The following is a 25,983-nucleotide window of genomic DNA, read 5'->3' as shown; positions in this document are numbered from 1 at the left end:
CCCAAGCATGGGAATCTTGGCCGGTGGAAAGGACCGCCCACGGCCCCTCTCCATTTGTTCATCACCAGTCCCTATGAAGGCCCCATGCACAGCCGTTTCGAATCCCTCCCCAACCGCCGCGCCATCGTCGACCGCCGGGCCCTTGCCGAGCAGGTGGCGGCGCTGGGCATCACCGGGCCCGAGGGGCGGACGCAGGTCACGCCGATCCTTCGCGCCGCGCTCGACGCCGGGCGGCAGGAGGTGGCGCGGCGGCTGTCCCTCCACCCCTCGCGCGGACTGGAGGCGGCCGCCGCACAGGCCTATCTGACCGATCAGGTGCTGAAGCTGCTGTTCGAATTCACCACCGAGACGCTCTACCCGCTCAGCAACCCCACGGCGGGCGAGCGGCTGACCCTGATCGCGGTGGGCGGCTATGGCCGCGGCGAGATGGCCCCCTATTCGGACGTCGATATCGGCTTCCTCACGCCCTTCAAGCAGACGCCGCATGCCGAGCAGGTCATCGAATCGATGCTCTATTCGCTCTGGGACCTGGGACTGAAGGTCGGCCACTCCAGCCGCTCGATCGACGAGATGATCCGCCAGGCGCGCGCCGACGTGACGGTGCGCACCGCGCTGCTCGAAGGGCGGTTCCTGTGCGGCGACCAGGCGCTGTATCAAGAGGCCTCGCGCCGCTTCAAGTCCGAGATCCAGACCGACTCGCACCGCCAGTTCATCGCCGACAAGCTGGCCGAGCGCGACCTGCGCCACCGCAAGATGGGCGACACCCGCTATGTCGTCGAACCCAATGTCAAGGAGGGCAAGGGCGGCCTGCGCGACCTCCATGCGCTGTTCTGGATCGGCAAATATGTCTATGACGTCGACCGCGCCGCCGACCTGATCGAGCGCGGGCTGTTCACCCGCGAGGAATATCGGCAATTCCACCGCGCCGATAATTTCCTGTGGGCGGTGCGCTGCCACCTCCATACCATCACGGGCCGTGCCGAGGACCGGCTGACCTTCGACGTGCAGCGCCAGATCGCCGAGCGGATGCGCTTTTCCGACCGGCCCGGCAAGGCCAAGGTCGAGCGGTTCATGCAGCTCTATTTCCTCCAGGTGAAGACGGTCGGCGCGCTGACCGGCGCCTTCCTGGCGCATCTGGACGAGCGGTTCGCGGCGCGCGGGCATCGCTTCGGCCTGCCCACGATCCGCAGGCGGCCGCGCCGGTTGAACGGCTTCGTCCTCGATCGCGGGCGGCTGGCCCTGCCGCGCGACGATTTCTTCCAGGAGGATCCGGTCCGGCTGATCGAGATCTTCCAGCTCGCCGACCGCTATGAGCTGGAGGTCCATCCGCTGGCGATGCGCGCCGCGTCGCGCGATGCCAAGCTGGCCGACGATATCCGCCGCGATCCCAGGGCCAATGCGCTGTTCCTCGACGTGCTGACCAGCCGCCACGACCCCGAGCTGGTGCTGCGCTGGATGAACGAGGCGGGGGTCTTCGGCCGCTTCGTGCCCGATTTCGGCCGCGTCGTCGCGCAGATGCAGTTCGACATGTACCATCACTATACGGTCGACGAGCACACCATCCGCGCGCTGGGCCTGCTGGCGAAGATCGAGCGGCAGGAACTGGTCGAGGAACACCCGGTCGCCTCGGCGATCATCGACCAGATCGTGTCGCGGCGCGTCCTCTATGTCGCGGTGCTGCTCCACGACATCGCCAAGGGGCGCGGCGGCGACCATTCGATCCTGGGCGCCGAAGTCGCCGAGCGGCTCTGCCCCCGCCTGGGGCTGAGCGAGGCGGAGACCGAGACGGTGGCGTGGCTGGTCCGCTGGCACCTGCTGATGTCGGCGACCGCGTTCAAGCGCGACCTGTCCGACTTCAAGACGATCCTCGACTTTTGCGAAACGGTGCAGAGCCCCGAGCGGCTGCGCCTGCTGCTCCTACTGACCATCGTCGACATCCGCGCGGTCGGGCCGGGGACGTGGAACGGGTGGAAGCGCCAGTTGCTCGCCGATCTCTACGACGCCGCCGAGGAGGTGCTGCGGCTCGGTCACAAGCAGCGCGGCCGGGGCGAGCGGATCACGGCCAAGCAGGAACGGCTGCGCGAAACGCTGGGCTGGCCCGAGGCGCAGTTCGCCGCGCATGTCCGCCGCCTGCCCGAAGCCTATTGGATCGCCGAGCCCGAGGATGTGCTGGCGCATAATGCCCGCCAGATGGCGGCGGCGGGCGATGCGCAGCTGTCGATCGATGCACAGGTTTACGGCGAGCGCGGCGCGACCTTGGTGTCCATCTATGCCGCCGACCATCCGGGGCTGTTCTACCGCATCGCGGGGGCGATCCATGTCGCGGGCGGCAACATCATCGACGCGCGCATCCACACCACGCGCGACGGCATGGCGATCGACAATTTCCTGGTGCAGGACCCGCTGGGCCGCCCCTTCGACGATCCGGGCCAGCTGGGCCGCCTGCGTCGCGCGATCGAGGATGCGCTGGCCAATCGCAGCAAGCTGGCCGACCGGCTGGTCGCCAAGCCCTCGGTCCGTCCGCGCGCGGACGCCTTCCCGATCGCCCCCAATGTCCTGATCGACAACCGCGCCTCCAACCGCTTTACCGTGGTCGAGGTTCATGCGCGCGACCGCCCGGCGCTGCTCAACCAGCTCGCCCATGCGCTGTTCCAGTCGAAGGTGACGATCCACTCGGCGCATGTCGCGACCTATGGCGAGCGCGCGGTCGACGTCTTCTACCTGACCGACCTGACCGGCGACCGGATCACCAATGGCGGGCGGCTGAAAACGCTGGAGAAAAGGCTGCTCGGCGCGGCGGCGGGGGAAGTGCTGGAGGTGGCGGCGTGATATTCCCCCGGCCCGCCTGAGCGAATGGAGGTTCGTGCAGAGGCCGGTTTAGACGAGCGGCAAATTCCTTCCCCTTGGAAGGGGTGGAAAGGGTTTGGGGCAAGGGACTGGTTGAGCCTTCGTCCATGTCCCCGCATCCGCTCGCACTGAGCGAAGTCGAAGGGCGCGCCCCGCCTTCGCCTCTTGGCTTCCCATCACGACCAGGTCCGGCCCGAGTCCCGTGGCCTTCGACTTCGCTCAGGCTGAACGGGGGGTGGGGGTCGTGCGATGCCGCCCGCTGGCGAAAACCATGACGGCATTGCGTTGAAGCAGCGAGAGCCCCTCCCCTTCAGGGGAGGGGTTGGGGGTGGGGCCTCGCCGCGAACCATACGCTTGCGGACACGCCACACCCCCCGGCCCCTCCCCTTCGGAGCAGGGGTAGGGCCATCCCATGTCATTCCACCCTGGCCCCATGGCTCCGCACCTCCGCACGAACCCGAAAACGAAAACCCCCGGCGGCCCATCGGGCCACCAGGGGTTTCAGAATCGTCGCGTCACCCGGAGGGCTCACGCCCCCGAGTCGATCCGGGTCACTTCGGTGCCAGCACCATCAGCATCTGGCGGCCTTCCATGCGCGGATAGGCTTCGACCTTGGCGACCTCGGCCACCTGCTCGGCGACGCGCTGGAGCACGTTCATGCCCAGCTGGCCGTGGCTCAACTCGCGGCCGCGGAAGCGCATGGTGACCTTCACCTTGTCGCCCTCGCCGATGAATTCGACCACCTTCTTCATCTTGGTGTCGTAATCATGGTCGTCGATGTTCGGACGCATCTTGATCTCCTTGATCTCCTGCGTCTTCTGCGACTTGCGGGCGAGGTTCGCCTTCTTTTGCGCCTCGTACTTATACTTGCCGACGTCGAGGAACTTGGCGACGGGCGGGTCGGCGTTGGGCGACACTTCGACCAGGTCGAGGCCGAGCTCCTGGGCCTGCGCCATCGCCTCGCGCGTGTACATCACGCCAAGGTTCTCGCCCTCATGGTCGATCACGCGAACCTTGGGGCTTTGAATCCACTCGTTGAACCGAGGACCGTTCATCGGCGGCGCCTGCATCGGACGGCGCATCATGGGAGGACGTATGGGTATTTCTCCTGTGGCAATTACGATTTCAATATAAGCGATCGGGCACGAATTTGAAAGGGCGAGACAAACGTCCCGCCCTTTCGTTCAACCCGTGATGTTTCAGCCGCGCAGATCGGGCGGAGTCGCCTCTTCGCGCAGCATGGCGATGGCCTCGTCCAGCGTCATCACCTCCTGCGCCTGGCTGCCCAGACGGCGGACGGCGACCTTGCCTTCCTCGGCCTCGCGCTTGCCGACGACCAGCAGCACGGGGACCTTGGCGACCGAGTGTTCGCGCACCTTGTAGTTGATCTTCTCGTTACGCAGATCGGTCTCGACCCGGATACCCGCCGCCGCCAGCTTGGCCGCCGCCTCCTCGGCATAGCCGTCGGCATCCGACACGATGGTCGCGACCACCGCCTGGACGGGCGCGAGCCAGACGGGGAAGCGGCCCGCATAATGCTCGATCAGGATGCCGATGAACCGCTCATAGGAGCCGAAGATCGCGCGGTGGAGCATGATCGGACGGTGCCGCTCGCCATCCTCGCCGATGTACGACGCGTCGAGTCGCTCGGGCAGGACGCGGTCCGACTGGATGGTGCCAACCTGCCAGGTCCGGCCGATCGCGTCGGTCAGATGCCATTCCAGCTTGGGCGCATAGAAGGCGCCCTCGCCCGGCAGCTCTTCCCAGCCATAGGCTTCCGTGGCGAGCCCAGCCGCGACGACCGCATTGCGCAGCTCCTCTTCGGCCTGGTCCCACATTTCTTCGGTGCCGAAACGCTTTTCGGGGCGCAGCGCCAGCTTGATCGAATAGGTGAAGCCGAAATCCTTGTAGATCCGGTCCGCCAGTTCGCAAAAGGCGCGGACTTCCTCGACGATCTGGTCCTCGCGGCAGAAGATATGCGCGTCGTCCTGGGTGAACTGGCGCACGCGCATCAGGCCGTGCAGCGCGCCATGCGGCTCGTTGCGGTGGCAGCAGCCATTCTCATAGAGGCGCAGCGGCAGGTCGCGATAGGACTTGATGCCCTGGCGGAAGATCAGCACGTGCGCCGGGCAGTTCATCGGCTTCAGCGCCATCCACTGCGCATCGTCCGAGACCAGCGGGCCCTCATCCTCGGTGTTGGGCACCTCGTCGGGGATGACGAACATATTTTCGCGATACTTGCCCCAATGGCCCGACTGCTCCCACTGGCGCGCGTCCATCACCTGCGGCGTCTTGACCTCGCGGTAGCCGGTCGAGTCGATCGCGCGGCGCATATAGGCCTCCAGCTCGCGCCAGATGCGATAGCCCTTGGGATGCCAGAAGACCGAGCCATGCGCCTCCTGCTGGAGGTGGAACAGGTCCATCTCGTTGCCCAGCTTGCGATGGTCGCGCTTGGCGGCTTCCTCGAGGCGCGTCAGATGCTCGGCCAGCTGCTTCTTGTTCAGCCAGCCGGTGCCGTAGATGCGGCTGAGCATCGCGTTCTTCTGGTCGCCGCGCCAATAGGCGCCCGACACGCGGGTCAGCTTGAAGGCGTTGGGATCAAGCTTGCCGGTCGAGGCCAGATGCGGCCCCCGGCACATGTCGAGCCAGGCATCCTCGCCCTTGCCGGCGCGATAGACGGTCAGTTCCTCGGTATCGGGCAGCTCGGCCGCCCATTCGGCCTTGAACGTCTCGCCCTGCGCGGTCCAGCGCTCGATCAGCTGCTCGCGGGTCCAGACCTCGCGGATCAGCGGCTCGTCTCGCGCGATGATCTTGCGCATTTCGGCTTCGATCGCGGGCAGGTCCTCCTCGGTGAAGGGGCGATCCTTGGGCGCGAAGTCGTAATAGAAGCCGTCATCGGTCGCGGGCCCGAAGGTGATCTGCGTGCCCGGGAACAGCGCCTGCACCGCCTCGGCCAGGACATGCGCATAATCGTGGCGCGCGAGTTCGAGCGCGTCGGCCTCGTCCTTCGCCGTCACCAGCGCCAGCGCGGAGTCGCCCTCGAACGGGCGCATGATGTCGCGCAATTCGCCATCGACGCGCGCGGCGATCGCCGCCTTGGCCAGGCCCGGCCCTATCGCGGCGGCGATGTCCGCGGGAGTAGTTCCGGGCGCGACCTCACGGACGGAACCGTCGGGCAGCGTGATACGGAACATCGCGGACATGGAACAACTCTCTTCGATAGGTGCGGATGATGCGCCTGCGCGGGATCGGCGGGCACAGCGCGGCTCTATAGGGAAGAATCCCGGCGGCGTATATGGGGTGGCTCAGGCCCGTCCCTGAACCCCGGGCAGCGTCTCCAGCGCGGGGCGCGCATACCAGTAACCCTGGTGATAGCGCACGCCCAGGTCCCGCAAGGCCCCGGCCTCGGCGGCGGTTTCGATCCCCTCGGCGATCAGCAGCGTGTCGAGTTCGGCGCACATGCCGACCATCGCGCGCACGATGGCGCGGCGACGGGGATCGGTGTCGATGTCGCGGACCAATTCCATATCGAGCTTCACCTCGTCGGGCCGGAAGCGGACGAAGCGGTCGAGCCCCGAATGACCCGCGCCGAAATCGTCGATCGCGACCGAAAAGCCGATCTGCTTATAGGTGTCGATGATCCCGCCGACATGCTCGGGCGAGCCCATCTCCTCGTTTTCGGTGAATTCGAAGATCAGCCGGTCGATCGGCAAGCCTTCGGCCTGGGCGGTGCGCAGGGTCAGCTGGATACAGGCCATCGGCGAATAGACGGCATTGGGCAGGAAGTTGATCGACAGCCGCGCATCGCCGTCCATGATCCCCGCCGCCATCGCCGTCTCGATCGCCTTGACCCGGCACGCCTGGTCGAAGGAATAGCGATTGGCCTGGGTCACCTGCGACAGAACGCTATACGCCCCCTCGCCCTCCAGCCCACGGATCAGCGCCTCATAGGCAAAGGGACGTCCGGTCATCGTGTCGACGATCGGCTGGAATGCCATCGTGAACGGGATGTCGAAATCGATACCGTCCCGGCATCCGCTACAGATTTTGCGCATTTCCATGCCCTTAGGTTATCGGCGAATAGTTAACAGCCTCCACATCCCAGGTTTGCAAAAGAAAAAGGGCGGCGGTGGTCCGACTCCACCGCCGCCCTCAATTGGCGCGTCGAAGCGTCAGCTACCCTGGCCGCCGCCGCCATGGCTGGCTTGTCCGCCCTTCGACCCCGCCTCGGCCGCGCGCTCCGGATCGTTCTTGAAGTTGCCGCCGCTCTCCTGGCCGCCCTTGCGACCGGCTTCGGAGGCCTTTTCGCGGTCATTGGCGAAATTGCCCGGATTGTTCTCGCGGCCGCCGCCGCCATTGCTGTTGGCCATCTTGTCTCTCCTACTGCGCCCCCGCAGCCCAAAGACGATATTGAGGCCCATCAAGTTTCTGAAAAGGAACGGATAATATTATTCTGCATAAGAGCATGAACGTGATCTGGTTTATGGAGCGAAGCGGCGTCCCCGGCGACCATTCTGACCCAGATCATTATCCGCATCAGGCGTGCGACAGTCCCATCGCGAACGGACGGTGGGCGATCACCGGTTCCTATCGCCCACCGAACGCCGGATCATTGATCGATAGCGTACGCCACCACGACATTGACGTTGGTCGAAATCGGCATGGGGGCCAGATCGACCCGGATGGCCTCGGGCGCGGGCGGCGGAGGCGGCGGCGGTGGGGGTGCCTCGTCCGCGCGGGCCGCGGACACGACGATCGTCGTGTCGGCAAAGCTCCCATCCTGAACACGCAGCAGCGCACCGAGTTTGGCGCCCGAGCTTTCGGCGATCAACCGGGCCTGTGCCTTGGCGCTGGCCAGCGCGGCTTGCATCGCCTGTTGCCGCGCCGCCCTGTCATCCTTCAGCCAGAAACGCTGCAATCCGGCGTCAAGGCCACCCAAGCGTCCGATCAAGCCGACAAGCGTTCCCGCGTCCTTGATGCGCGGCGTATCGATCGACACCGGCATGGTCGCGACATAGCCCAGGATTGCGCAGGGCCCCGTCGAGAGCTGCGCCTGGCCATAGCTGTTCTGCGTGCATTCGCGCGACCGGACGGGCACGATGTCGAAATCGGTCGAATGAAGCTCCATTTCGCCGCGCAGCAATCCTTCGACGCCGGTGCGAATGGCCTTCGCAGTGTCGCGCAGCCTGGCGGTCGCTTCGTCCGAGGTCGTGCCCTCGCCCCGCACGCGATACCCGACCGTGGCGCGATCGGGCAACGTCTTGGCCGTGCCGGTGCCCGAGACCCGGATCTGGGGCGGCTCCGTCGTCTGCGCGATGGCTCCGCTTGCCGATAGCAGCATCAGCATTCCGACCGTCGTTGCCTTCACGTCAGACCTCCCTTTTTATGGCGTCACACGATTCCGAACGGCACCAGATGATTGTCCTGGGTGTGCCCGACCCGTGCCCGCCCCAGATAGGGCACGCCCATCTCGGTGCACCAGCGCTGGATCATGAACTCCAGCGTCTCGCCCCATTCCGGTTCATTTTCCTGCACATTGCTGACCGCGCCGAGCCGGACGCCCGCCACGCCCTTCAATTGGGTGGCGTTGGCCATGGTGAACAGCATCCGGTCGATCGCATACATATGCTCGGACACTTCCTCGACGATGAGGACATGGTCGGTCAGGTCGGGAAGCCAGGGCGTGCCGATCAGCGCATGAAGGATCGACAGGTTGAACGCCGCCGCCGGGCGTCCGTCCAGGCCGGGCTCCAGTCCCTGCCGGTCGCCGCCGGTCAGCCAGCCGAGCGAGCGCGCCACCGTCACGTCGCCACCCTTGCGCCTTATGTCGCTCGCCATCGGGCCGTGCACGGGCCGCCCGATCCGCCGGGCATAGAGCGCGGCCAGCACGAAGCCGAGATCGGAATAGCCGATATAGGTCTTGTGCCCCGCCGCCGCGTTCAGATGGGGCATGACCCGCGACAGGATGCGGTTCGATCCGTAACCGCCGCGCAGGAACCAGATCGCGTCGATGCCGGGGTCATTGGCGAATTCGAGAAAGGCCGAGGCGCGGCGTTCGTCGGACCCGGCGAAATGCCCGTCCTGCTCATAGCATTGCGGGTGGAAGATCAGGTCGACGTCCGGATAGGCGATCGCGGCGAAGGCGCTGACCGGCGCCTCGGCGGCGGGATTGCCGATGCTGGCCGGGGCGAGGATTCCGATCTTCATGTCCTGCGTCCCTCCTGTCGCTCGTCCGGCCGGGCATTGCCCTGCACCGCCATCTCGCCGATAGCGTGACGCCATGGACAACGGCAATTCCTGTTTTCTGGTGGGCATCGGCGGATCGGGCATGATGCCGCTCGCCATGATCCTGCGCGCCCGCGGCTGGGCGGTTTCGGGCTCCGACCGGGGGCTCGACCAGGGCCGGGTCGCGGCCAAGTTCGACGCGCTGCGCCGGGCGGGCATCGCGCTGTTCCCGCAGGACGGATCGGGCGTGGTGTCGGCCGACCAGCTGGTGATCGCCTCGGCGGCGGTGGAGGAGACGGTGCCCGATATCGTCGCCGCCAATCGGCTGGGCTGCGCGCGCGCCACCCGGGCGCGGATGCTGGCGGGGCTGTTCAACGACAGCGCGCTGCCCATCGGCGTCGCGGGGACCAGCGGCAAGTCGACCGTCACCGGCATGATCGCCTTCATCCTGCACGAGACGGGGCGCGACCCGACCGCGATGAACGGCGCGGTGATGAAGGATTTCGTCTCGCCCGACAGCCCCTTTGCCAGCGCGCTGGTCGGCGGCGGCGAGGCGTTCGTCAGCGAGGTGGACGAAAGCGACGGCTCGATCGCCTTTTACGACCCCGCCATCGCGGTGCTGAACAATGTCAGCCTGGACCACAAGTCGCTGGAGGAATTGCGCGGCCTGTTCGGCGGCTTTGCCAGGCGTGCGCGCCATGTCGTCGCCAATGCGGGCGATGCCGAGACGGCGGCGCTGCTGGCCGACATCCCCAACCTGACCACCTTCGCGGTCGAGGGGGCGGGCGATCTGGTCGCCGAGGCGCTGAAGCCCGAACCCTTTGCGATCGGCTTCGACCTGATCACGGGGGGCGCGGGCTATCATGTCCGGCTGTCGGTGCCGGGCCGCCACAATGTCTCCAACGCGCTGGCGGCGATCGGCGCGAGCGTCGCGGCGGGGGTGCCCCTGATCGACGCAATCCGCGCGGTCGAGCGATTCACCGGGCTCAAGCGCCGGTTCGAGAAGGTCGGCGAGGCGGGCGGCGTGACCGTGATCGACGATTTCGGCCACAACCCCGACAAGATCGCCGCGACCCTGGACACGCTCCACGCCTTTCCGGGCCGGTTGCTGGTCCTGTTCCAGCCGCATGGCTATGGCCCGCTGAAGGTCATGCGCCGCGAACTGGTCGACAGCATCGCCGCGCGGATGAAGCCCGGCGACGTGCTGGCGCTGCCCGACCCGGCCTATTTCGGCGGCACCGTCGCGCGCGAGGTGACGAGCGCCGACATCGTCGCCGACCTGCACGCGCGCGGCGTCGATGCCCGCCACATCGCCGAGCGTGCGGAGGCCGCCCAGGCCCTGCTCACGGAGGCACGGCCGGGCGACCGGATCGTGGTGATGGGCGCGCGCGACGATACGCTCAGCCTGTTGGCGCAGGACATGGTGGAACGGCTGGCGGGCCGGTAAAGGGCCGCCCGTTCGTCATTTGGCCAATCCCCACCGCCATGATAGGATCAGCGCAAACGGCCATAGGAGAACGCCTGTCATGTTCCGCCGCCTGTTTACCGAGCATCCCGAAAGCGTCGGCGAGAGCTATGTCCAGCATTTCGGCGTCGCGGCGCGGTTCGGGGGGATCATGATCGCCGGCGGCCTGGGCGCGCTGGTCCATGCGGTGGTGCCGGGGCTGTGCACCACGACCGGCAGCGACACGATCGCGCGGCTCCATGCCGAGATGGTCGCCAAGCGTCGCAAGGTCCAGGCGGCCCAGGCGCAAATGAAAAGCGTGGAATATGTGATCTGAAGCCCCCTGCCCTCCGCTCGGGCCGAACGGAGGGCAGGATAAGCCCATGGGTTTCCATTATTTCCTCCATCCCCTAAATCCCGCGCATGACCGACACCCCCGCCCCGCCGCGCCCCAGGCTCGCCCATCACTGGACGCCGGGCAAAGCGCCCGCGATCGTCTTCCTGCCCGGCTATGCCTCGGACATGCAGGGGTCGAAGGCCCTGGCGCTCGAACAATGGGCCAAGGCCAACGGGCGGGCGTTCCTGCGCTTCGACTATGGCGGCTGCGGCGAGTCGGAGGGGGCGTTCGAGGATCAGGCGCTGGCGGACTGGCGCGACGACGTCATCGCGATGCTCGATACGGTGGTGCCCGGCCCCGCCGTGCTGGTGGGATCGTCGATGGGCGGCTGGCTGATGCTGCTGGCCGCGCGCGCCCGGCCGACCCAGGTCAAGGCGCTGGTCGGCATCGCCCCCGCGCCCGACTTCACCGACTGGGGTTTCTCGCCCGAGGAGAAGATGGCGATCCTCCAGGAAGGGCGGCTGGAGCGGCCCAACCCCTATGGCCCCGCGCCCACCATCTATACCCGCCGCTTCTGGTCCTCGGGCGAGGCGAACCGACTGACCTCCGCTCCCATCGAGTTCGATGGCCCCGTCCGGCTGCTCCAGGGAATGGCGGACAGCGACGTGCCGTGGCACCGCACCGCGCATCTGGCCGGGCTGTTCCGTTCAGCCGATGTGCAGACACTCCTCATCAAGGATGGCGATCATCGGCTGTCGCGCGAGGCCGACATCGCGCTGCTGATCCGGAGCGTCGAGGAAGTGTTGAGCCGTCTATGATCCTTCTCCCCCTCGCGCTCGCCGCGCTGGTTCAGACCGGGGCTCCCGCAGTAACCAAGCCCGCCCTGCCCGCCGACCCGCGCGAGGCGCGCTATCAACGCTGCATCACCCTGGCCGAACGCGATCCGGGGACGGCGCATGCGGAGGCGGCGCGATGGCAGCTGGCCGGGGGTGGATTCTTCGCGCAGCAATGCCTGGGGCTCGCCTATGCGACCGAGCGCAACTGGGTGGCGGCGGCCAGCGCCTTCGAGCAGGCGGCGCGCGCGGCCGAGACGGCGCATGACGTCCGCGCCGCCAATTACTGGGCGCAGGCGGGCAATGCCCAGCTGGCGGCGGGCAATGCCGTCAAGGCGCGCGCCGCGCTCGACGCCGCGCTGGGGGCGGGCGAGCTGACCGGCTTCGCGCGCGGCGAGGTGCAACTCGACCGCGCCCGCGCGCTGGTCGCCGACGGCCAGATGGCGGCGGCGCGCGTCGATCTGGACGCCGCGCTGACCAACGTGCCCGGCGACCCGCTCGCCTGGCTGTTGTCGGCGACGCTGGCCCGGCGGATGAACGACCTCCCCCGCGCGCAGAAGGACATCACCCAGGCGCTGGCCCGCTCCGCCGACGATGCCAATGTCCAGCTGGAAGCGGGCAATATCGCCGCCGCCAGAGGCGACGAGGCGGGCGCGCGCAAGGCGTGGAGCGAGGCCGCGCGGCTGGCCCCCGCCGACAGCCCGATCCGCAGCCTGACCGCCAAGGCCCTGGCCCAGTTCCAGAGCCGCTGACGCCCCTTATCGCAGGTCAAGGTGAACCGGATTCGTTGCGGGTAGGACGGTGATCCGGTCGAGGCGGCTATCGCCTCCCGCGACCGGTGCGCCGCCCCTCTATTCCCAGGCAGGAGACACGATGCGCTATCTTCACACCATGATCCGGGTCAGCGATCCCGATGCCAGCATCCGCTTCTTCGAGCTGCTGGGGTTGAAACAGGTGCGGCGGATCGACAATGAGCGTGGCCGCTTCTCGCTGATCTTCCTGGCCGCGCCGGGGGACGAAGGCCGCGCCGAGGTCGAGCTGACCCATAATTGGGACCCCGAAATCTATGGCGGCGGTCGCAATTTCGGGCATATGGCCTACCGGGTCGACAATATTTACGACACCTGCCAGCGGCTGATGGACGCCGGAATCACGATCAACCGCCCGCCGCGCGACGGGCATATGGCCTTCGTCAAGACGCCCGACGGCATCTCGATCGAGCTGTTGCAGGACGGTGCGCTGCCCCCGGCCGAACCTTGGGCCTCGATGCCCAATGTCGGAAGCTGGTAAGACGCCGTTCATGGAAATCGTCCGAGTCCCCGTCCTGTCCGACAACTATGCCTGGCTGATCCACGATGCCGGGCACACCGTGGCGCTCGATCCGGGCGAGGCCGGGCCGGTGGCCGCCGCCGCCGCCGCGCGCGGCTGGACGATCGGGCAGGTCTGGCTGACCCATTGGCATCCCGATCATGTCGGCGGCGCGGCCGCGCTGCGCGCTGCGGGCGCGACGGTCGCGGGGCCGGCGGCGGAGGCGGACCGGATCGCAGGACTCGATACGCTATTGGAGGAAGGCGACGGAATCGCGGTCGGCCATGCGCAGGCCACCATCTGGTCGGTGCCGGGGCATACGGCGGGGCATATCGCCTTCCACCTGGCCGATCGCGGGGTGATCTTCACCGGCGACACGCTGTTCGCGATGGGGTGCGGCCGGTTGTTCGAGGGGACGGCCGCGCAGATGCACGCCAATATGCGCCGCTTCGCCGCGCTGCCCGAGGATACGCGGGTCTATTGCGGACACGAATATACGCTGTCGAACGCGCGCTTCGCCGCCACGGTCGAGCCGGACAATGCGGCGATCGCGGCCCGGCTGGCCGATGTCGAAGCGATGCGCGAACAGGGCGAGCCCACCATCCCCACGACCATCGCGCTGGAGCGCGCCACCAACCCGTTCCTGCGTTCGGTCGATGCCGACGAATTGGCCGAGAGGCGTGCAGCCAAGGATGCGTTCAGAGGTTAACGTCTAGCTACGGGAGACGCTGATCGAAGGAGACGAAATGATGCGTATCGCGACATGGCTTTCGGTGCTTGTTCCGGCGGTGGCGTTGGCGGGCTGTACGTTGACCCCGGCGGAAAAGGCGCGGATCGAACAACGGGCCGAAACCGAGAAGGCCGATCTGGACAAGGCGTTGCGCGGCCTGACGCCGGGATCGCCGACCCAATGCATCAGCCAGTATCGGACGCAGCAGGTCCGCTCCTATGGCCCGACCATCGTCTATACCGTGTCGCCCAATCTGAAATATGTCAGCCAGACTTCGGGCGGCTGCGACGGGGTCGGCGGACAGGGCAACAACATCTTCGTCACGCGCACCACCACCGGCCAGCTCTGCTCGGGCGATATCGCGCAGACCGTCGACCGCGCCTCGGGTTTCTTCACCGGCAGTTGCAGCTTCGGCGAATTCACCCCCTATCGGAAGGCCCGGTGATGCGCTGGCGCGTCCTTCCGCTCGTCGCCCTGGGGCTGAGCCTGGTGGCGGCCAAGTCCGATCCCTTTGCGGGCCGGGTCGCGGGGCCGCCCGCCAAGTGTGTCGATACCACCACCGCCATGTCGGGGCCGTCCATCTACGACAACGACACGATCGTCATCAATGGCGGCGGCCAGCGCATGTGGCGCGCCAAGGTGCGCGGACAATGTCCGGGGCTCCAGCCGTTCAACACGCTGATCGTCGAACGCTGGGGCTCGCAGATTTGCCGCAACGACCGGTTCCGGGTGCTGCAACAGGGCATGTCGATCCCGTCGCAATGGTGCGTGTTCGACGGGTTCGTGCCCTATGACCGGGTGAAGAAATAGGCGGTGTCGCCTGGGGGCCTGCCCTCCCCCACCCCCTCCCGCCTGCGGGAGGGGAGCGGCAAGATCGGAGGGTTCGATTTATCCGCCAATGACGGTCTTGGCTCGCCCCTCCCGCAAGCGGGAGGGGATGGGGGAGGGCCGCGGTGTCTCACCGAGCCCTCCCCCCGGACTCACAGGACGAACCGGCTCAGATCGGTATTGCGCGCCACCGCCGACAATTGCTGGTCGACATAGGCCGCATCGACGGTCAGCACCGTGCCCTGGCGATCCTCCGCCTCGAAGCTGATATCCTCAAGCAGCTTCTCCATCACCGTCTGCAACCGCCGCGCGCCGATATTCTCGACCTGCGCGTTCACTTCGGCGGCGATGCGCGCGATCGCGGCGATGCCGTCCTCGGTGAAGGAGATGTCCACCCCCTCGGTGCCGATCAGCGCCTTGTACTGCGCAGGCAGCGACGCCTTGGTATCCGACAGGATCGCAACGAAATCCCCCTCGGTCAGCGCCTTCAGCTCGACCCGGATCGGCAACCGGCCCTGAAGCTCGGGCAGCAGGTCGGACGGCTTGGCGACATGGAAGGCGCCGGACGCGATGAACAGGATATGGTCCGTCTTCATCGGACCGTACTTCGTCGAGACGGTGGTGCCCTCGATCAGCGGCAGCAGGTCGCGCTGCACGCCCTCGCGGCTGACCGAGCCGCCGCGCACGTCGCTGACCGCGATCTTGTCGATCTCGTCCAGGAAGACGATCCCGTTCGCCTCGGCATCGGCCAGCGCGGCGCGGCTGACCTCGTCCTGGTCGAGCCGCTTGTCCGCTTCTTCCTCGACCAGCTTGGTCCAGGCGGCACCGACGGTCAGCTTGCGGCGCTTGAGCGGCTGGCCGCCGCCGAACGCCTTGCCCATCATCTCCGACAGGTTGATCATCTGCGGCGCACCGCCCGGAATCTCGAACGGCATGGCCGGGGCCTGTTCCAGTTCGATCTCGATCTCGGTCTGGTCGAGATGGCCGTCGCGGAAACGCTGGCGGAACGCCTCGCGCGTCGCCTGGCTCGAATCCTTGCCGACCAGCGCATCGAGCAGGCGGTTCATCGCCGCCTCTTCCGCCTTGTCCTTCACCGCGACACGGCGGCGTTCCTTTTCGAGCCGGATCGCCTCCTCGACCAGGTCGCGCGCGATCTGCTCGACGTCGCGGCCGACATAGCCGACCTCGGTGAACTTGGTCGCCTCGACCTTGACGAAGGGCGCGTCGGCCAGCTTGGCCAGACGACGGCTGATCTCGGTCTTGCCGCACCCCGTCGGGCCGATCATCAGGATGTTCTTGGGCGTCACCTCGTCGCGCAGGTCCGCGCCGAGGCGCTGGCGACGCCAGCGGTTGCGCATCGCGACGGCGACCGCGCGCTTGGCGTCGGCCTGGCCGATGATATGCGCGTCGAGCGCGGCGACGATCGCCTTGGGGGTCAACTGGTCGTTCATGGGAACCCTAATTTACTGCGCGCCGTCGATGGCTTCGAGCGTGACGCGGTCATTGGTGTAGACGCAGACATCGGCGGCGATCGCCATCGCCTTGCGCGCGATCGTCTCGGCATCCTGTTCGTAATCGACGAGCGCCCGCGCCGCCGCGAACGCGTAATTGCCGCCCGACCCGATCGCGCAAATGCCGTTCTCGGGCTCCAGCACATCGCCATTGCCGGTCAGGATCAGCGTCACGTCCTTGTCGGCGACGATCATCATCGCCTCCAGGTTGCGCAGGAACTTGTCGGTCCGCCAGTCCTTGGCCAGCTCGACCGCCGCGCGCAGCAACTGGCCGTTATGCCGCTCCAGCTTGGCCTCCAGCCGCTCGAACAGGGTGAAGGCATCCGCCGTCGCGCCCGCAAAGCCGCCGATGACCGATCCGTCACCCAGGCGCCGGACCTTCCGCGCATTGGGCTTCATGACCGTCTGGCCCATCGAAACCTGACCGTCCCCGGCCACCACCACCCGGCCGCCACGGCGCACCGAGCAAATCGTCGTGCCATGCCAGGTGGGCATGGCGTGTTCATTCCCGCTCATGCGCGGCGATATGGATGCGGGTGGGCGCGGGTTCAATGGAGGGAGTTTCCCGACCTCCGTCCAGCCGCAGCGAAGTCGAAGGCCATCTTTTCATTCCTCCCCTGCAAGGGGAGGTGGCAGGCCGAAGGCCTGACGGAGGGGTGTCCCGGTTGAAGAGGTGCTGCCGCGCTCACGACCGGGGACACCCCTCCACCAGCTCCGCTGGTCCCCCTCCCCTTGCAGGAGAGGAAGAGAAAGATGCGCGGCGGTCACCGTTTCAGCATGGCCTTCGACTTCGCTCAGGCTGAACGGCGGTCGGGGCTTACTCCCCCAGCTTCTCGATCTTGTCCTTCAGCGCCGCCAGTTCCGCCTTCAGCGCGGCCATTTCGTCGTCCCTGCCGGCTGCGGGAGCCGCCGGGGCGGGCGCGGGTGCAGGGGCGGGCGCACCGGGCTTGAACCCCTGCGTCGCCGCCTCGAACATCGCCAGGTTCCGCTTGGCCATGTCGGCGAAGGGCGTGCCCGCGAACGCGCCCTCGACCGCCGACTTGAACTGTTCCTGGTTGCGGCGGAAGCTGTCCATCGACGCCTCCAGATAGCCGGGCACCACCGCCTGCATCGAGTCGCCGTACATCGAGATCAGCTGGCGCAGGAAATTGACCGGCAGCATCGTCTCGCCCCGGCTTTCCTCTTCCATGATGATCTGGGTCAGGACATTATGGGTGATGTCCTCGTCGGTCTTGGCGTCGACCACCTTGAAGTCGCGCCCCGCCCGGATCATCGCCGCCAGATGGTCGAGCGTGATGTAGGAGGAGGTTTCGGTGTTGTAGAGCCGCCGGTTCGCATATTTCTTGACGATCACGACGCCGTCCGCTGCCTGCTTCTTCATGGACCCCCGCCTTCTATGATTTTGACCTAGCCTAACGTCATGGATTTCGCATCGCAACATGGTCCGCGCCCCTTGCCGCTGTTCCTGGCGATGTTGCGCAGCGAGGCCGCGGAAAATCCCGATCTGGTAAAGCGCGCCATGGAGGGGTTGCGGCGGTTCCAGGCCGCGAAGCGCGAACGGCCGATGCGCGCACTGGCCGTGCGGCGACGGCGCGGACGGGTGCGGTTGCGCGATGCCGGAGGGGAAGGGCGGCCCGTGCTGTTCGTCCCCTCGCTGATCAACCCGGCCTCGATCCTGGACCTGTCCCGCGACCGCTCGCTGATCCGCTGGCTGCGCGAGCGGGGCTGCCACCCCTGGCTGATCGACTGGGGCACGCCCGGCGCGAAGGATCGCGACATCGACGTGGCGGGGCATGTCGAGCGTTTCCTGCTGCCGCTGATCGCGACATTTGCGGAACCGCCGGTGCTGGTCGGCTATTGCCTGGGCGGCACGCTGGCCATGGCGGCGGCGGCGCGCAGCAAGGTGGCCGGGCTCGCCGCCATCGCCGCGCCGTGGCATTTCAGCGGCTATGGCGAAGAGGCGCGCGCCGCCATGGCCGCGCAATGGGCCGCGATCAAGCCCACCTCCGAGGCGCTCGGCGTCGTTCCCATGGAGGCGTTGCAGGCGGGATTCTGGCGGCTCGACCCGGCACGGACCATCGCCAAATATGCCGCCTTCGCCGATCTCGATCTGCGCAGCGACGCCGCGCGCCGCTTCATCCGGCTGGAGGACTGGGCCAACCAGGGCGCGCCCCTGCCCCATGGCTTCGGCCTGGAACTGTTCGAGCGGCTGATCGCCGAGGATCGTCCCGGTCAGGGACGATGGCGCGTCGGCGGCGAAATCGTCACACCGTCGCAATGCGACGCCCCTAGCGTCGAGTTCGTCGCCGCCGCCGACCGGATCGTGCCCGCCGCCACCGCGATCGGACTGTCCGACCGGCGAGCGGGTGGCACGGGCCATGTCGGGATGGTCGTCGGCGGACGCGCGGAGCAACAGCTTTGGCAGCCGCTGGCCGACTGGATCGCGGGCCTGCCTGCCCCTAGATAGAGTGTAAGTAGAGAGGAGCCTTCATGACCGAGATCGTCATTACCGCCGCCAAGCGTACCCCCGTGGGCAGCTTCCTGGGCGCCTTCGCCGCCACGCCCGCGCATGAACTGGGCCGGGTGGCGATCACCGCCGCGCTCGAACAGGCGGGCATCAAGGGCGAGGATGTGTCCGAGGTGATCCTCGGCCAAGTGCTGACCGCCGCGCAGGGCCAGAACCCCGCGCGCCAGGCGTCGATGGCGGCGGGCATCCCCAAGGAGGTTCCGGCTTACGGCGTGAACCAGGTCTGCGGCTCGGGTCTCCGCGCGGTCGCGCTGGGGCTTCAGGCGATCGCCAATGGCGATGCGACCATCGTCGTGGCGGGCGGCCAGGAGTCGATGTCGCTCTCGCCCCACGCCCAGACGATGCGCGGCGGCACGAAGATGGGTCCGCTGACCATGGTCGACACCATGGTCCATGACGGCCTGACCGATGCCTTTGCGGGCTATCACATGGGCATCACCGCCGAAAACCTTGCCGAGCAATATCAGGTGACGCGCGACGATCAGGACCGGTTCGCGGTCCGCTCGCAGAACCTCGCCGAAAAGGCGCGCGGCGAAGGCCGGTTCAAGGACGAGATCGCCCCCGTCACCATCAAGACCCGCAAGGGCGAGACGGTGGTGGCCGACGACGAATATATCCGCGCGGGTGCCACCCTCGAGAGCGTGTCGGGCGTCCGCCCCGCCTTCAAGAAGGACGGCACCGTCACCGCCGCCAACGCCTCGGGCCTGAACGACGGCGCCGCCGCGCTCGTCCTGATGAGCCGCGAAGAGGCCGAAAAGCGCGGTACGCCGGTGCTCGCGACGATCAAGAGCTGGGCCTCGGCGGGCGTCGACCCGTCGGTCATGGGCATCGGCCCCGTCCCCGCCACCCGGCGCGCGCTGGAAAAGGCGGGCTGGAGCGTCGGCGACCTCGACCTGATCGAAGCCAACGAAGCCTTTGCTGCGCAGGCCCTGTCGGTCGGCAAGGAACTGGGTTTCGACCCCGACAAGGTCAACGTCAACGGCGGCGCGATCGCGCTGGGCCATCCGATCGGCGCCAGCGGCGCGCGGGTGCTCACGACCCTGATCTACGAAATGCAGAAGCGCGACGCCAGAAAGGGCCTCGCCACTTTGTGCATCGGCGGCGGCATGGGCATCGCCATGTGTGTTGAGCGGTAAACACGCTTCTATGCGAAAATTTCGCGATTAACGGTTATATTGCAGGGATGTGTCGAACCTGTCACATCCCTGCAACATCGGTTACACAATTTTCATTTGCGATTTCCTAAGCTCTTGTTTTCCTAGAGGAAATTCATTTCCCTCAGATGAACGGACATGAAAGATCCGTCATAATGGGGGTAAATAGGATGAGAATGCGTACTCTGCTGGGAGCATCGGCGCTCGCTGGCACTCTGGTTCTTCTGCCGATTTCGACGCAGGCACAAATCACGCAACCGGCAACCAGTGATACGACCACACCGGAGGAAGACAAGGACTCCGCGATCGGTCGCGTAGCTCAACGGGAGCGTACCAGCGGCGATGACGTGGTCGTCACCGGCTCACGCATCCGCCGCAATCAGTATAATACGGCGGATCCCGTCAACATCGTCAGTTTCGATCAGGCAACGCAGGCTGGCTTCACATCGACGGCGCAGGTGCTTCAGAGCGCGGCGGTCAGCAACGGCACGGCGCAGATCAACAACACCTATGGCGGCTTCGTAACGGCCGGTGGACCTGGCGCGAATACCCTGTCGCTGCGTGGTTTCGGCACATCGCGCTCGCTGGTGCTGATCAACGGCCGTCGCCTTGCGCCGTCGGGATCGCGCGGTTCCGTGGGCTCGGCCGACCTGAATACGCTGCCCAACATCATGGTCGACCGCATCGAAATTCTGAACGGCGGTGCCTCGTCCATTTACGGGTCGGACGCGATCGCGGGGGTGGTGAACGTCATCACACGTAACAACTTCAAGGGCATCATGGCCGATGCCCAGATCAACGCACCGGAAATCGGCGCGGGCCGCACGGAGCGCTACGGCCTGCTGTTCGGCGCCCAGGGCGACCGGTTCAGCATCACCGGCTCGATCGAATATTCGAATCGTGAAGGGGTCAACTATCGCGACCTGGCTTTCGCACGCTGCCAGACCAGCTATCGCAAAGCGAACGCCAGCAGCGCGCCCGGTACCGGCGATTTTATCGACCCGCTGACCGGACAGCCGAAATGCTATCCGACCGGCGTCACCGGTGAGAGCGGCGTAACGATCAACACCATCGCCACGCCGAATTTCAACGGCTCGCTGGTCGATCGCGCGGCGGGCGTCCCCGCAGGCTATGGCACCCTGCCCTCGTCGGCGGGTTTCGGCACCCCTGCGCAGCAGGTATGCAACCGCTTCCGTCCCGATGGTACGGCGGGTGGCGCGGTGGCGGGCTTCGAGTGCGTCGGTGGCGGACAGTTGCCGCTCGGCGTTCGCGACACGCTGCCGCCGTCGCTCTATGCGAACGAGATCGTCAATCCGGGCCAGAACTACACCGGTTACCTGCAAGGCAAATACGAGCTGAACAGCCTGGGCAATGCGGAAATCTACACCGAATTGCTGGTCAACCGCCGCAAGACCGAGCAGAATGGCAACCGCCAGTTGTCGTTTGACTATCCGTTTGGCAGCCCGCTGATCCCGGCAAATCTGCGCTTCCCGACGGTCGCCCTGCCCGCTCAACCGACGAACCCCGGCGTCCCCGTGGGTATCCGCGTGTTCGCCGACTATGGCATTTACAACAACCGCCAGACGGTCGATTTCGTCCGCGCAGTCGGCGGTATCCGCGGCGATCTGGGCGGCGGCTTCCACTATGATGCCTATGCACTGCGGTCCTGGTCGGACGCGTCCTATACCTCGGACCTGGTGTTGACCGACAAGCTCAACCAGAGCCTGGACGTCGTCGCCTCGGGTTCGGGTTTCGTTTGCCGCAATACGGCAAGCGGCTGCGTTGCGGCACCGGCGCTGACCCCGGCGGTCGTCGGCGGTCAGCTACCCGCTTCGTGGATCGGCTTCATCTCCGCGCCCGTGACGGGCACGACCAAGTTCCGCGAAACCATCGTCAGCGCCGTTGTCGACGGTCCGCTGTTCGACATCTGGGGCGGCCCGGTTCAGATTGCAGTCGGTGCCGAATATCGCAAGCAGACCCTGAACGACACGCCATCGCTGGAAAGCCAGCGGGGCAATGTCTACAACTTCACCTCGTCGACGATCACCCGTGGTAGCGACAGTGTGAAGGAAGTGTTCGGGGAGATCGAAGCTCCATTGCTGACCAACCGTCCGTTCTTTGAAGATCTGACGATCAAGGCTTCGGCCCGTTACACCGATTATGCATCCTATGGATCGCAGACAACATACAAAGTCGGCGGCATCTATTCGCCGTTCCGCTGGCTGTCGGCGCGGGGTAGCTATGGCACGAGCTATCGCGCACCGGGTCTGTTCGAACAGTTTCTGGGGGCGACCTCGGGCTTCCAGTCATCCTCGATCGACCCCTGCAACAATCTGGGCGCCGCCGGTCAGAATCCAGTTCGCGTCACGAACTGTCAGTCGGAAGGCCTGACCAACGGCTTCATACAGAATAACGGGGTCACCGTCCTGCAACGCGGGGGCGCGGAGTCGGGCCTGAAGTCGGAAAATTCGGTCGCCTGGACTGCTGGTGGTGTATTCCAGCCCAGCTTTGGCGATTGGGGCAAGCTGTCGCTGTCGGCCGATTATTTCAACATCAAGGTTGACGGCGGCGTGTCGCAGCTGGCTGCTGGCACGATTCTGCAGCAATGTTATGATGATCCCGACTTCCGCCGGGAGAGCATCTGCTCACTTGTCACGCGCAACTCCGCAAACCAGGCACTGACCGTCACGACCGGCTTTGTGAACATCGCCACCGCGAAGGTCACGGGCTGGGACTTTAACGCCCGCTATTCGGTTCGTCGTGGCGAAGCGAATTTCGACATCGGTGGCCAGGTGACTCGCTTCGGCCAACGCTATACCCAGCTTCTGCCGACCGATCCGATCCAGAACGCGATTGGCTCGCTGAACAATCCGCGCTGGTCGGGCGTGTTCGACGGCGGCGTTCGGGTCGACAAGGTGTCGTTCCGCTACTCGGTCGAATGGGTTGGTGCCACCAATACCACGGCGGACTATCTGGGTCTGACCCAAGCGTCGCGTGACACCTATGTGTTCGAGGCGAAGGATTACTTCATCCATTCGACTTCGGTCCGCTGGCAGGCAACCGACAAGTTCCAGTTCACGTTCGGCGTCCGCAATCTGTTCCAGCAAACGCTGCCGCAAATTTCGTCGGGCGCCTATAACCGGGTCGGCAATGTGCCGTTGTACAGCGCCTATGACTATGTCGGCCGGACGTTCTTTGCGAACGTACGCGCCGGTTTCTAAGGTACAGTACTGAATCATGCGGGCCGCCTCTTCCGAGGCGGCCCCTTTTTTCATCCCCGCCCGAACCGCTGTCCCAACCCGGTCAGCAGTTCATATTGCGACACGCCCGATGCGGCGGATGCGGCGGCCAGGTCGTAATCCATCGCCAGCCAGTCGCCCTCGGCCAGATCGGGCCTGGCGGTCACGTCGACCGCGACCAGATCCATCGACACCCGGCCGAGCACCGGCAGGACCGCATCGTCCGCGCGTGCCGCTCCCAGGCCCGACAGCGCGCGGCGATAACCGTCGGCATAGCCCAGGTTCAGGATCGCGACCTCCGTATCAGCGGGGGCGGTCCAGGTGGCGTTGTAGCCGACCGTCTCGCCCGCGGGGACCAGGCGGCGCTGCAGGATCTGCGCTTCGGGCCGGGCGACCTGCCGCAGCGGTCCGGCCATGTCGGGACGCGGAATGCCGCCATAGAGCGCCAGCCCCGGCCGGGTCAGGTCGAAATGATAGCCGGCGCCCAGGCCGATCCCCGCCGAATTGGCCAGGCTCATCCGGCGCGCGCGCGTCCGGCCCTTCAATCCGGCAAAGGCCGCCTGCTGACGCGCATTCATCGGCACATCCTCATCGGCGCAGGCGAGGTGACTGATCAGTGTCTCGATCGCCAGCCCGTCGAGCAGGCCGTCGGCCACCGCCTGTACCGACACGCCCAGTCGGTTGATCCCGGTATCGACCATCACGTCGCACGCGCCGCCGCCGCCCTCACGCCACCGCGCCACCTGTTCGGGGGTGCTGAGCACCGGACGCGCGAACCCCGCCATGGCCGCGGCCATGTCCTCGGCGCGTAGGCCGTGCAGGACCGACAGGGTGAGGCCCAGCGGGGCGAGCGCCAGCGCCTCGGCCCAGTTGGCGACGAAGAAGTCGCGGCATCCCGCCCCGGCCAGCGTCTGCGCCACCAGCGTCGCCCCCAGGCCATAGCCATTGGCCTTGACCGCCGCGCCGCACGCCGCCGTCCCGCTCATCCGGTCCATGGCCTGCCAGTTGGAGACAAGCGCATCGCGATCGACACGCAGGCGAAGGGGGGCGGGTATTTCCATCACGTTGCGGGCTTTAGGCCGCATTGGCGGGAGGGAAAAGGCGCGATGGGTTTTTCACATGCCCCGCCCCGATCGGCCTTACGCGCGCGAAGGCGATGCAATGCGCTTTCCTCAGGCGGCTCCTGTGGAATAGCGATTCCCTTGGCCTTCGACTTCGCTCAGGCTGAACGGTGGTTTTTCAGGTCAGATCGCTGAATGGCGACCGGCCCTAGCGCAGCGTGCGGATGATGCCGGAGAAGTCGACCGGCGGCTGCCCCTCGCCGACGAACGCGGTGTAGAGCTCGGCCGCCCGCGCGCCCATCGGCGTGGTCGCGCCCGCGTCGCGTGCAGCTTCCATCGCCAGCTTCAGGTCCTTGAGCATCAGCGCCGCCGCGAAGCCGCCCTGATAGTCGTGATCGGCGGGCGTTTCCGGCCCGACGCCGGGCACCGGGCAATATTTGGTCATCGACCAGCTCTGCCCCGACGACACCGAGGCGATGTCGTAGAAGGTCTGCGCTTCCAGCCCCAGCTTCTCGGCCAGCACGAACGCTTCGCAGGTCGCGATCATCGTCGCGCCGAGCAGCATATTGTTGCAGATCTTCGCCGCCTGCCCCGCGCCATTGCCCCCGGCATGGATCACCGCCTGGCCCATCGCCGACAGGAAGGGCTCGGCGCGCTCGAAGGCCTGGTCGGACCCGCCGACCATGAAGGTCAGCGTTCCCGCCCTGGCCGCCGCGATCCCGCCCGAGACGGGAGCATCGACCGCCATCATGCCCTTGCCCCGCGCCGCCTCCGCCACGCGTCGCGCGGTGGCGACGTCGATGGTCGAGCAGTCGATCAGGATCGCGGACGGCGGCGCGGCGGTGAAGACGGCGTCGGCATAGACGCGCTCGACATGGGTTCCGGCGGGCAGCATCGTCACCACCGCCTCGACGCCCTCCATGGCCGCGACCGCGCTGTCGACCGGCAGGCACCCCGCCGCCCGCGCCGCCGCCAGCGCGTCCGCCGACAGGTCGAAGGCGCGGACGTCATGCCCCGCCTTCGCCAGATTGGCGGCCATGCCGCCGCCCATATTGCCCAGGCCGATAAACGCAATCCGCGCCATGATGCTCTCTCCTACGCTCTTCTTTTTCTTAGCCCCTCCCGCCTGCGGGAGGGACGTGAGTCACATCAGCGGTTGGTCCAGACGGGCGTGCGCTTCTCCACGAATGCCGCCATGCCTTCCTTCTGGTCGGCCGAGCCGAACAGGCCGTGGAACAGGCGGCGTTCAAACTGCACGCCCTGCGCCAGCCCCATGTCGAAGGCGGCGTTAACCATCTCCTTGTTGGCGCGGACCGCGATCGGGGCCATGCCGGCGATCGCCGCGGCGGTCTTCAGCGCATCCTCGACCAGATCGGCGGCGGGGACGATGCGCGCGACCAGGCCCGCCCGCTCGGCTTCCTCGGCGTCCATTATCCGGCCGGTCAGGCACATCTCCATCGCCTTGGCCTTTCCGACCGCATGCGCCAGCCGCTGCGATCCGCCCATGCCCGGCGTCACGCCCAGCTTGATCTCGGGCTGGCCGAACCTGGCGGTGTCGGCGGCCAGGATGAAGTCGCACATCATCGCCAGCTCGCACCCGCCGCCCAGCGCATAGCCCGCGACCGCCGCGATGATCGGCTTGCGGATGCGGGTGAATTCGTCCCAGCCGGAGAAATGGTTGCCGCCATACATGGCGGCGAAGTCCATCTCCTGCATCTCCTTGATGTCCGCCCCCGCCGCGAACGCCTTGGGGCTGCCGGTGATGACGGCGCAGCGCTGCTCGGGATCGGCGTCATAGGCGCGCATCACCTCGAGCAATTCGGCCAGCAGATCGGCATTGAGCGCATTGAGCGCCTGGGGCCGGTTCAGCGTCACCAGCGTCACCGCCTCGCGGCGCTCGACGATCAGGGTGTTGTAATCGGTCATGCGGGCGTCCTCT

Annotated in this window: 24 protein-coding genes; 12 read left to right on the top strand and 12 right to left on the bottom strand. The window is 66.7% G+C overall.

Going from position 1 to position 25,983, the window contains the following annotated elements; genetic code table 11:
• The first annotated feature begins 84 nt into the window (after positions 1 to 84).
• Positions 85 to 2,829, top strand: a complete 2,745-nt coding sequence (locus ACFX59_RS09975) for a [protein-PII] uridylyltransferase (protein WP_354294899.1) — start codon at positions 85 to 87, stop codon at positions 2,827 to 2,829.
• Positions 2,830 to 3,398: 569 nt separating this feature from the next.
• Here ACFX59_RS09975 and infC read toward each other — a convergent pair.
• The 6 genes from infC to ACFX59_RS09945 form a co-directional block, all read right to left on the bottom strand.
• A complete protein-coding gene (infC, locus tag ACFX59_RS09970) occupies positions 3,399 to 3,932 on the bottom strand; it encodes a translation initiation factor IF-3 (protein ID WP_037569087.1) in 534 nt (177 codons plus the stop codon).
• Positions 3,933 to 4,046: 114 nt separating this feature from the next.
• On the bottom strand, positions 4,047 to 6,050 hold the full coding sequence (gene thrS, locus ACFX59_RS09965; protein WP_387432043.1) for a threonine--tRNA ligase: 2,004 nt from the start codon (positions 6,048 to 6,050) through the stop codon (positions 4,047 to 4,049).
• A 102-nt stretch (positions 6,051 to 6,152) separates the two neighbouring features.
• Positions 6,153 to 6,902 carry an EAL domain-containing protein gene (locus ACFX59_RS09960; protein WP_387432040.1) on the bottom strand — a complete coding sequence of 250 codons (750 nt, stop codon included), beginning with the start codon at positions 6,900 to 6,902 and terminating at the stop codon, positions 6,153 to 6,155.
• A gap of 117 nt (positions 6,903 to 7,019) precedes the next feature.
• On the bottom strand, positions 7,020 to 7,217 hold the full coding sequence (locus ACFX59_RS09955; RefSeq protein WP_307102756.1) for a general stress protein: 198 nt from the start codon (positions 7,215 to 7,217) through the stop codon (positions 7,020 to 7,022).
• A 239-nt stretch (positions 7,218 to 7,456) separates the two neighbouring features.
• The gene (locus ACFX59_RS09950) at positions 7,457 to 8,215 is read right to left on the bottom strand and encodes an SIMPL domain-containing protein (RefSeq protein WP_387432037.1); all 759 of its coding nucleotides are present in this window, start codon (positions 8,213 to 8,215) and stop codon (positions 7,457 to 7,459) included.
• A gap of 23 nt (positions 8,216 to 8,238) precedes the next feature.
• Positions 8,239 to 9,054 carry an LD-carboxypeptidase gene (locus ACFX59_RS09945; protein WP_387432034.1) on the bottom strand — a complete coding sequence of 272 codons (816 nt, stop codon included), beginning with the start codon at positions 9,052 to 9,054 and terminating at the stop codon, positions 8,239 to 8,241.
• 73 nt (positions 9,055 to 9,127) lie between these two features.
• Between ACFX59_RS09945 and murC the strand changes: the two genes are divergently transcribed.
• The 8 genes from murC to ACFX59_RS09905 all read left to right on the top strand — a co-directional run bounded on the left by murC (position 9,128) and on the right by ACFX59_RS09905 (position 14,534).
• The gene (gene murC / locus ACFX59_RS09940; RefSeq protein ID WP_387432031.1) at positions 9,128 to 10,519 is read left to right on the top strand and encodes a UDP-N-acetylmuramate--L-alanine ligase; all 1,392 of its coding nucleotides are present in this window, start codon (positions 9,128 to 9,130) and stop codon (positions 10,517 to 10,519) included.
• A 79-nt stretch (positions 10,520 to 10,598) separates the two neighbouring features.
• Entirely contained in the window at positions 10,599 to 10,853 is a 255-nt protein-coding gene (locus ACFX59_RS09935; protein ID WP_307102750.1) for a DUF6356 family protein, read from the top strand.
• An 86-nt stretch (positions 10,854 to 10,939) separates the two neighbouring features.
• Positions 10,940 to 11,671: an alpha/beta hydrolase gene (locus ACFX59_RS09930; RefSeq protein WP_387432029.1), complete on the top strand. Its 732-nt coding sequence runs from the start codon at positions 10,940 to 10,942 to the stop codon at positions 11,669 to 11,671.
• The gene (locus ACFX59_RS09925; protein WP_387432026.1) at positions 11,668 to 12,438 is read left to right on the top strand and encodes a tetratricopeptide repeat protein; all 771 of its coding nucleotides are present in this window, start codon (positions 11,668 to 11,670) and stop codon (positions 12,436 to 12,438) included. Before ACFX59_RS09930 ends, ACFX59_RS09925 begins: the two co-directional genes overlap by 4 nt.
• Positions 12,439 to 12,559: 121 nt before the next feature.
• The gene (locus ACFX59_RS09920) at positions 12,560 to 12,976 is read left to right on the top strand and encodes a VOC family protein (protein ID WP_387432024.1); all 417 of its coding nucleotides are present in this window, start codon (positions 12,560 to 12,562) and stop codon (positions 12,974 to 12,976) included.
• Positions 12,977 to 12,986: 10 nt separating this feature from the next.
• A complete protein-coding gene (gene gloB, locus ACFX59_RS09915; protein ID WP_307102743.1) occupies positions 12,987 to 13,703 on the top strand; it encodes a hydroxyacylglutathione hydrolase in 717 nt (238 codons plus the stop codon).
• Positions 13,704 to 13,740: 37 nt separating this feature from the next.
• Positions 13,741 to 14,169, top strand: coding sequence for a hypothetical protein (locus ACFX59_RS09910; RefSeq protein ID WP_309692495.1), 429 nt, complete (start codon positions 13,741 to 13,743; stop codon positions 14,167 to 14,169).
• Positions 14,169 to 14,534 (top strand): DUF6491 family protein, encoded by a 366-nt coding sequence (locus tag ACFX59_RS09905; RefSeq protein WP_307102739.1) that lies wholly within the window; start codon positions 14,169 to 14,171, stop codon positions 14,532 to 14,534. Before ACFX59_RS09910 ends, ACFX59_RS09905 begins: the two co-directional genes overlap by 1 nt.
• Positions 14,535 to 14,704: 170 nt before the next feature.
• Here ACFX59_RS09905 and hslU read toward each other — a convergent pair whose 3' ends face one another.
• The 3 genes from hslU to phaR form a co-directional block, all read right to left on the bottom strand.
• On the bottom strand, positions 14,705 to 16,003 hold the full coding sequence (gene hslU / locus ACFX59_RS09900; protein WP_387432021.1) for an ATP-dependent protease ATPase subunit HslU: 1,299 nt from the start codon (positions 16,001 to 16,003) through the stop codon (positions 14,705 to 14,707).
• 12 nt (positions 16,004 to 16,015) lie between these two features.
• Positions 16,016 to 16,558 (bottom strand): ATP-dependent protease subunit HslV, encoded by a 543-nt coding sequence (gene hslV / locus ACFX59_RS09895; RefSeq protein WP_387432019.1) that lies wholly within the window; start codon positions 16,556 to 16,558, stop codon positions 16,016 to 16,018.
• 322 nt (positions 16,559 to 16,880) lie between these two features.
• Positions 16,881 to 17,444, bottom strand: a complete 564-nt coding sequence (phaR, locus tag ACFX59_RS09890) for a polyhydroxyalkanoate synthesis repressor PhaR (protein ID WP_307102732.1) — start codon at positions 17,442 to 17,444, stop codon at positions 16,881 to 16,883.
• A 39-nt stretch (positions 17,445 to 17,483) separates the two neighbouring features.
• On the opposite strand from phaR, the gene ACFX59_RS09885 reads away from it, so the two are divergent.
• The 3 genes from ACFX59_RS09885 to ACFX59_RS09875 all read left to right on the top strand — a co-directional run bounded on the left by ACFX59_RS09885 (position 17,484) and on the right by ACFX59_RS09875 (position 22,965).
• On the top strand, positions 17,484 to 18,530 hold the full coding sequence (locus ACFX59_RS09885) for an alpha/beta fold hydrolase (protein WP_387432017.1): 1,047 nt from the start codon (positions 17,484 to 17,486) through the stop codon (positions 18,528 to 18,530).
• Positions 18,531 to 18,553: 23 nt separating this feature from the next.
• Entirely contained in the window at positions 18,554 to 19,726 is a 1,173-nt protein-coding gene (locus tag ACFX59_RS09880) for an acetyl-CoA C-acetyltransferase (protein ID WP_387432015.1), read from the top strand.
• 194 nt (positions 19,727 to 19,920) lie between these two features.
• Positions 19,921 to 22,965, top strand: coding sequence for a TonB-dependent receptor domain-containing protein (locus ACFX59_RS09875; RefSeq protein ID WP_387432012.1), 3,045 nt, complete (start codon positions 19,921 to 19,923; stop codon positions 22,963 to 22,965).
• A gap of 50 nt (positions 22,966 to 23,015) precedes the next feature.
• Here the strand turns inward: ACFX59_RS09875 and ACFX59_RS09870 are convergent, their stop codons facing one another.
• The 3 genes from ACFX59_RS09870 to ACFX59_RS09860 all read right to left on the bottom strand — a co-directional run bounded on the left by ACFX59_RS09870 (position 23,016) and on the right by ACFX59_RS09860 (position 25,970).
• Positions 23,016 to 24,044 (bottom strand): alanine racemase, encoded by a 1,029-nt coding sequence (locus tag ACFX59_RS09870; RefSeq protein WP_387432009.1) that lies wholly within the window; start codon positions 24,042 to 24,044, stop codon positions 23,016 to 23,018.
• Positions 24,045 to 24,252: 208 nt separating this feature from the next.
• Entirely contained in the window at positions 24,253 to 25,128 is an 876-nt protein-coding gene (mmsB, locus tag ACFX59_RS09865) for a 3-hydroxyisobutyrate dehydrogenase (protein ID WP_387432006.1), read from the bottom strand.
• A 65-nt stretch (positions 25,129 to 25,193) separates the two neighbouring features.
• The gene (locus tag ACFX59_RS09860) at positions 25,194 to 25,970 is read right to left on the bottom strand and encodes an enoyl-CoA hydratase (RefSeq protein ID WP_387432004.1); all 777 of its coding nucleotides are present in this window, start codon (positions 25,968 to 25,970) and stop codon (positions 25,194 to 25,196) included.
• Between the last annotated feature and the right edge of the window lie 13 nt (positions 25,971 to 25,983).

This window comes from Sphingomonas sp. NCPPB 2930 (genome assembly GCF_042867205.1).
In the GTDB taxonomy this organism is placed as follows: domain Bacteria; phylum Pseudomonadota; class Alphaproteobacteria; order Sphingomonadales; family Sphingomonadaceae; genus Sphingomonas.
The sequence above is the reverse complement of the archived record's forward strand: the minus strand, read 5'-3'. Positions and strand labels throughout refer to the sequence as shown.

Excerpts from the sequence above, each read along its gene's own strand:
- ACFX59_RS09975 (WP_354294899.1), top strand. The coding sequence starts at position 85 with ATGCACAGCCGTTTCGAATCCCTCCCCAACCGCCGCGCCATCGTCGAC.
- infC (WP_037569087.1), bottom strand. The coding sequence starts at position 3,932 with ATGATGCGCCGTCCGATGCAGGCGCCGCCGATGAACGGTCCTCGGTTC.
- thrS (WP_387432043.1), bottom strand. The coding sequence starts at position 6,050 with ATGTCCGCGATGTTCCGTATCACGCTGCCCGACGGTTCCGTCCGTGAG.
- ACFX59_RS09960 (WP_387432040.1), bottom strand. The coding sequence starts at position 6,902 with ATGCGCAAAATCTGTAGCGGATGCCGGGACGGTATCGATTTCGACATC.
- ACFX59_RS09955 (WP_307102756.1), bottom strand. The coding sequence starts at position 7,217 with ATGGCCAACAGCAATGGCGGCGGCGGCCGCGAGAACAATCCGGGCAAT.
- ACFX59_RS09945 (WP_387432034.1), bottom strand. The coding sequence starts at position 9,054 with ATGAAGATCGGAATCCTCGCCCCGGCCAGCATCGGCAATCCCGCCGCC.
- murC (WP_387432031.1), top strand. The coding sequence starts at position 9,128 with ATGGACAACGGCAATTCCTGTTTTCTGGTGGGCATCGGCGGATCGGGC.
- ACFX59_RS09935 (WP_307102750.1), top strand. The coding sequence starts at position 10,599 with ATGTTCCGCCGCCTGTTTACCGAGCATCCCGAAAGCGTCGGCGAGAGC.
- ACFX59_RS09930 (WP_387432029.1), top strand. The coding sequence starts at position 10,940 with ATGACCGACACCCCCGCCCCGCCGCGCCCCAGGCTCGCCCATCACTGG.
- ACFX59_RS09925 (WP_387432026.1), top strand. The coding sequence starts at position 11,668 with ATGATCCTTCTCCCCCTCGCGCTCGCCGCGCTGGTTCAGACCGGGGCT.
- ACFX59_RS09920 (WP_387432024.1), top strand. The coding sequence starts at position 12,560 with ATGCGCTATCTTCACACCATGATCCGGGTCAGCGATCCCGATGCCAGC.
- gloB (WP_307102743.1), top strand. The coding sequence starts at position 12,987 with ATGGAAATCGTCCGAGTCCCCGTCCTGTCCGACAACTATGCCTGGCTG.
- ACFX59_RS09910 (WP_309692495.1), top strand. The coding sequence starts at position 13,741 with ATGATGCGTATCGCGACATGGCTTTCGGTGCTTGTTCCGGCGGTGGCG.
- ACFX59_RS09905 (WP_307102739.1), top strand. The coding sequence starts at position 14,169 with ATGCGCTGGCGCGTCCTTCCGCTCGTCGCCCTGGGGCTGAGCCTGGTG.
- hslU (WP_387432021.1), bottom strand. The coding sequence starts at position 16,003 with ATGAACGACCAGTTGACCCCCAAGGCGATCGTCGCCGCGCTCGACGCG.
- hslV (WP_387432019.1), bottom strand. The coding sequence starts at position 16,558 with ATGCCCACCTGGCATGGCACGACGATTTGCTCGGTGCGCCGTGGCGGC.
- phaR (WP_307102732.1), bottom strand. The coding sequence starts at position 17,444 with ATGAAGAAGCAGGCAGCGGACGGCGTCGTGATCGTCAAGAAATATGCG.
- ACFX59_RS09885 (WP_387432017.1), top strand. The coding sequence starts at position 17,484 with ATGGATTTCGCATCGCAACATGGTCCGCGCCCCTTGCCGCTGTTCCTG.
- ACFX59_RS09880 (WP_387432015.1), top strand. The coding sequence starts at position 18,554 with ATGACCGAGATCGTCATTACCGCCGCCAAGCGTACCCCCGTGGGCAGC.
- ACFX59_RS09875 (WP_387432012.1), top strand. The coding sequence starts at position 19,921 with ATGCGTACTCTGCTGGGAGCATCGGCGCTCGCTGGCACTCTGGTTCTT.
- ACFX59_RS09870 (WP_387432009.1), bottom strand. The coding sequence starts at position 24,044 with ATGGAAATACCCGCCCCCCTTCGCCTGCGTGTCGATCGCGATGCGCTT.
- mmsB (WP_387432006.1), bottom strand. The coding sequence starts at position 25,128 with ATGGCGCGGATTGCGTTTATCGGCCTGGGCAATATGGGCGGCGGCATG.
- ACFX59_RS09860 (WP_387432004.1), bottom strand. The coding sequence starts at position 25,970 with ATGACCGATTACAACACCCTGATCGTCGAGCGCCGCGAGGCGGTGACG.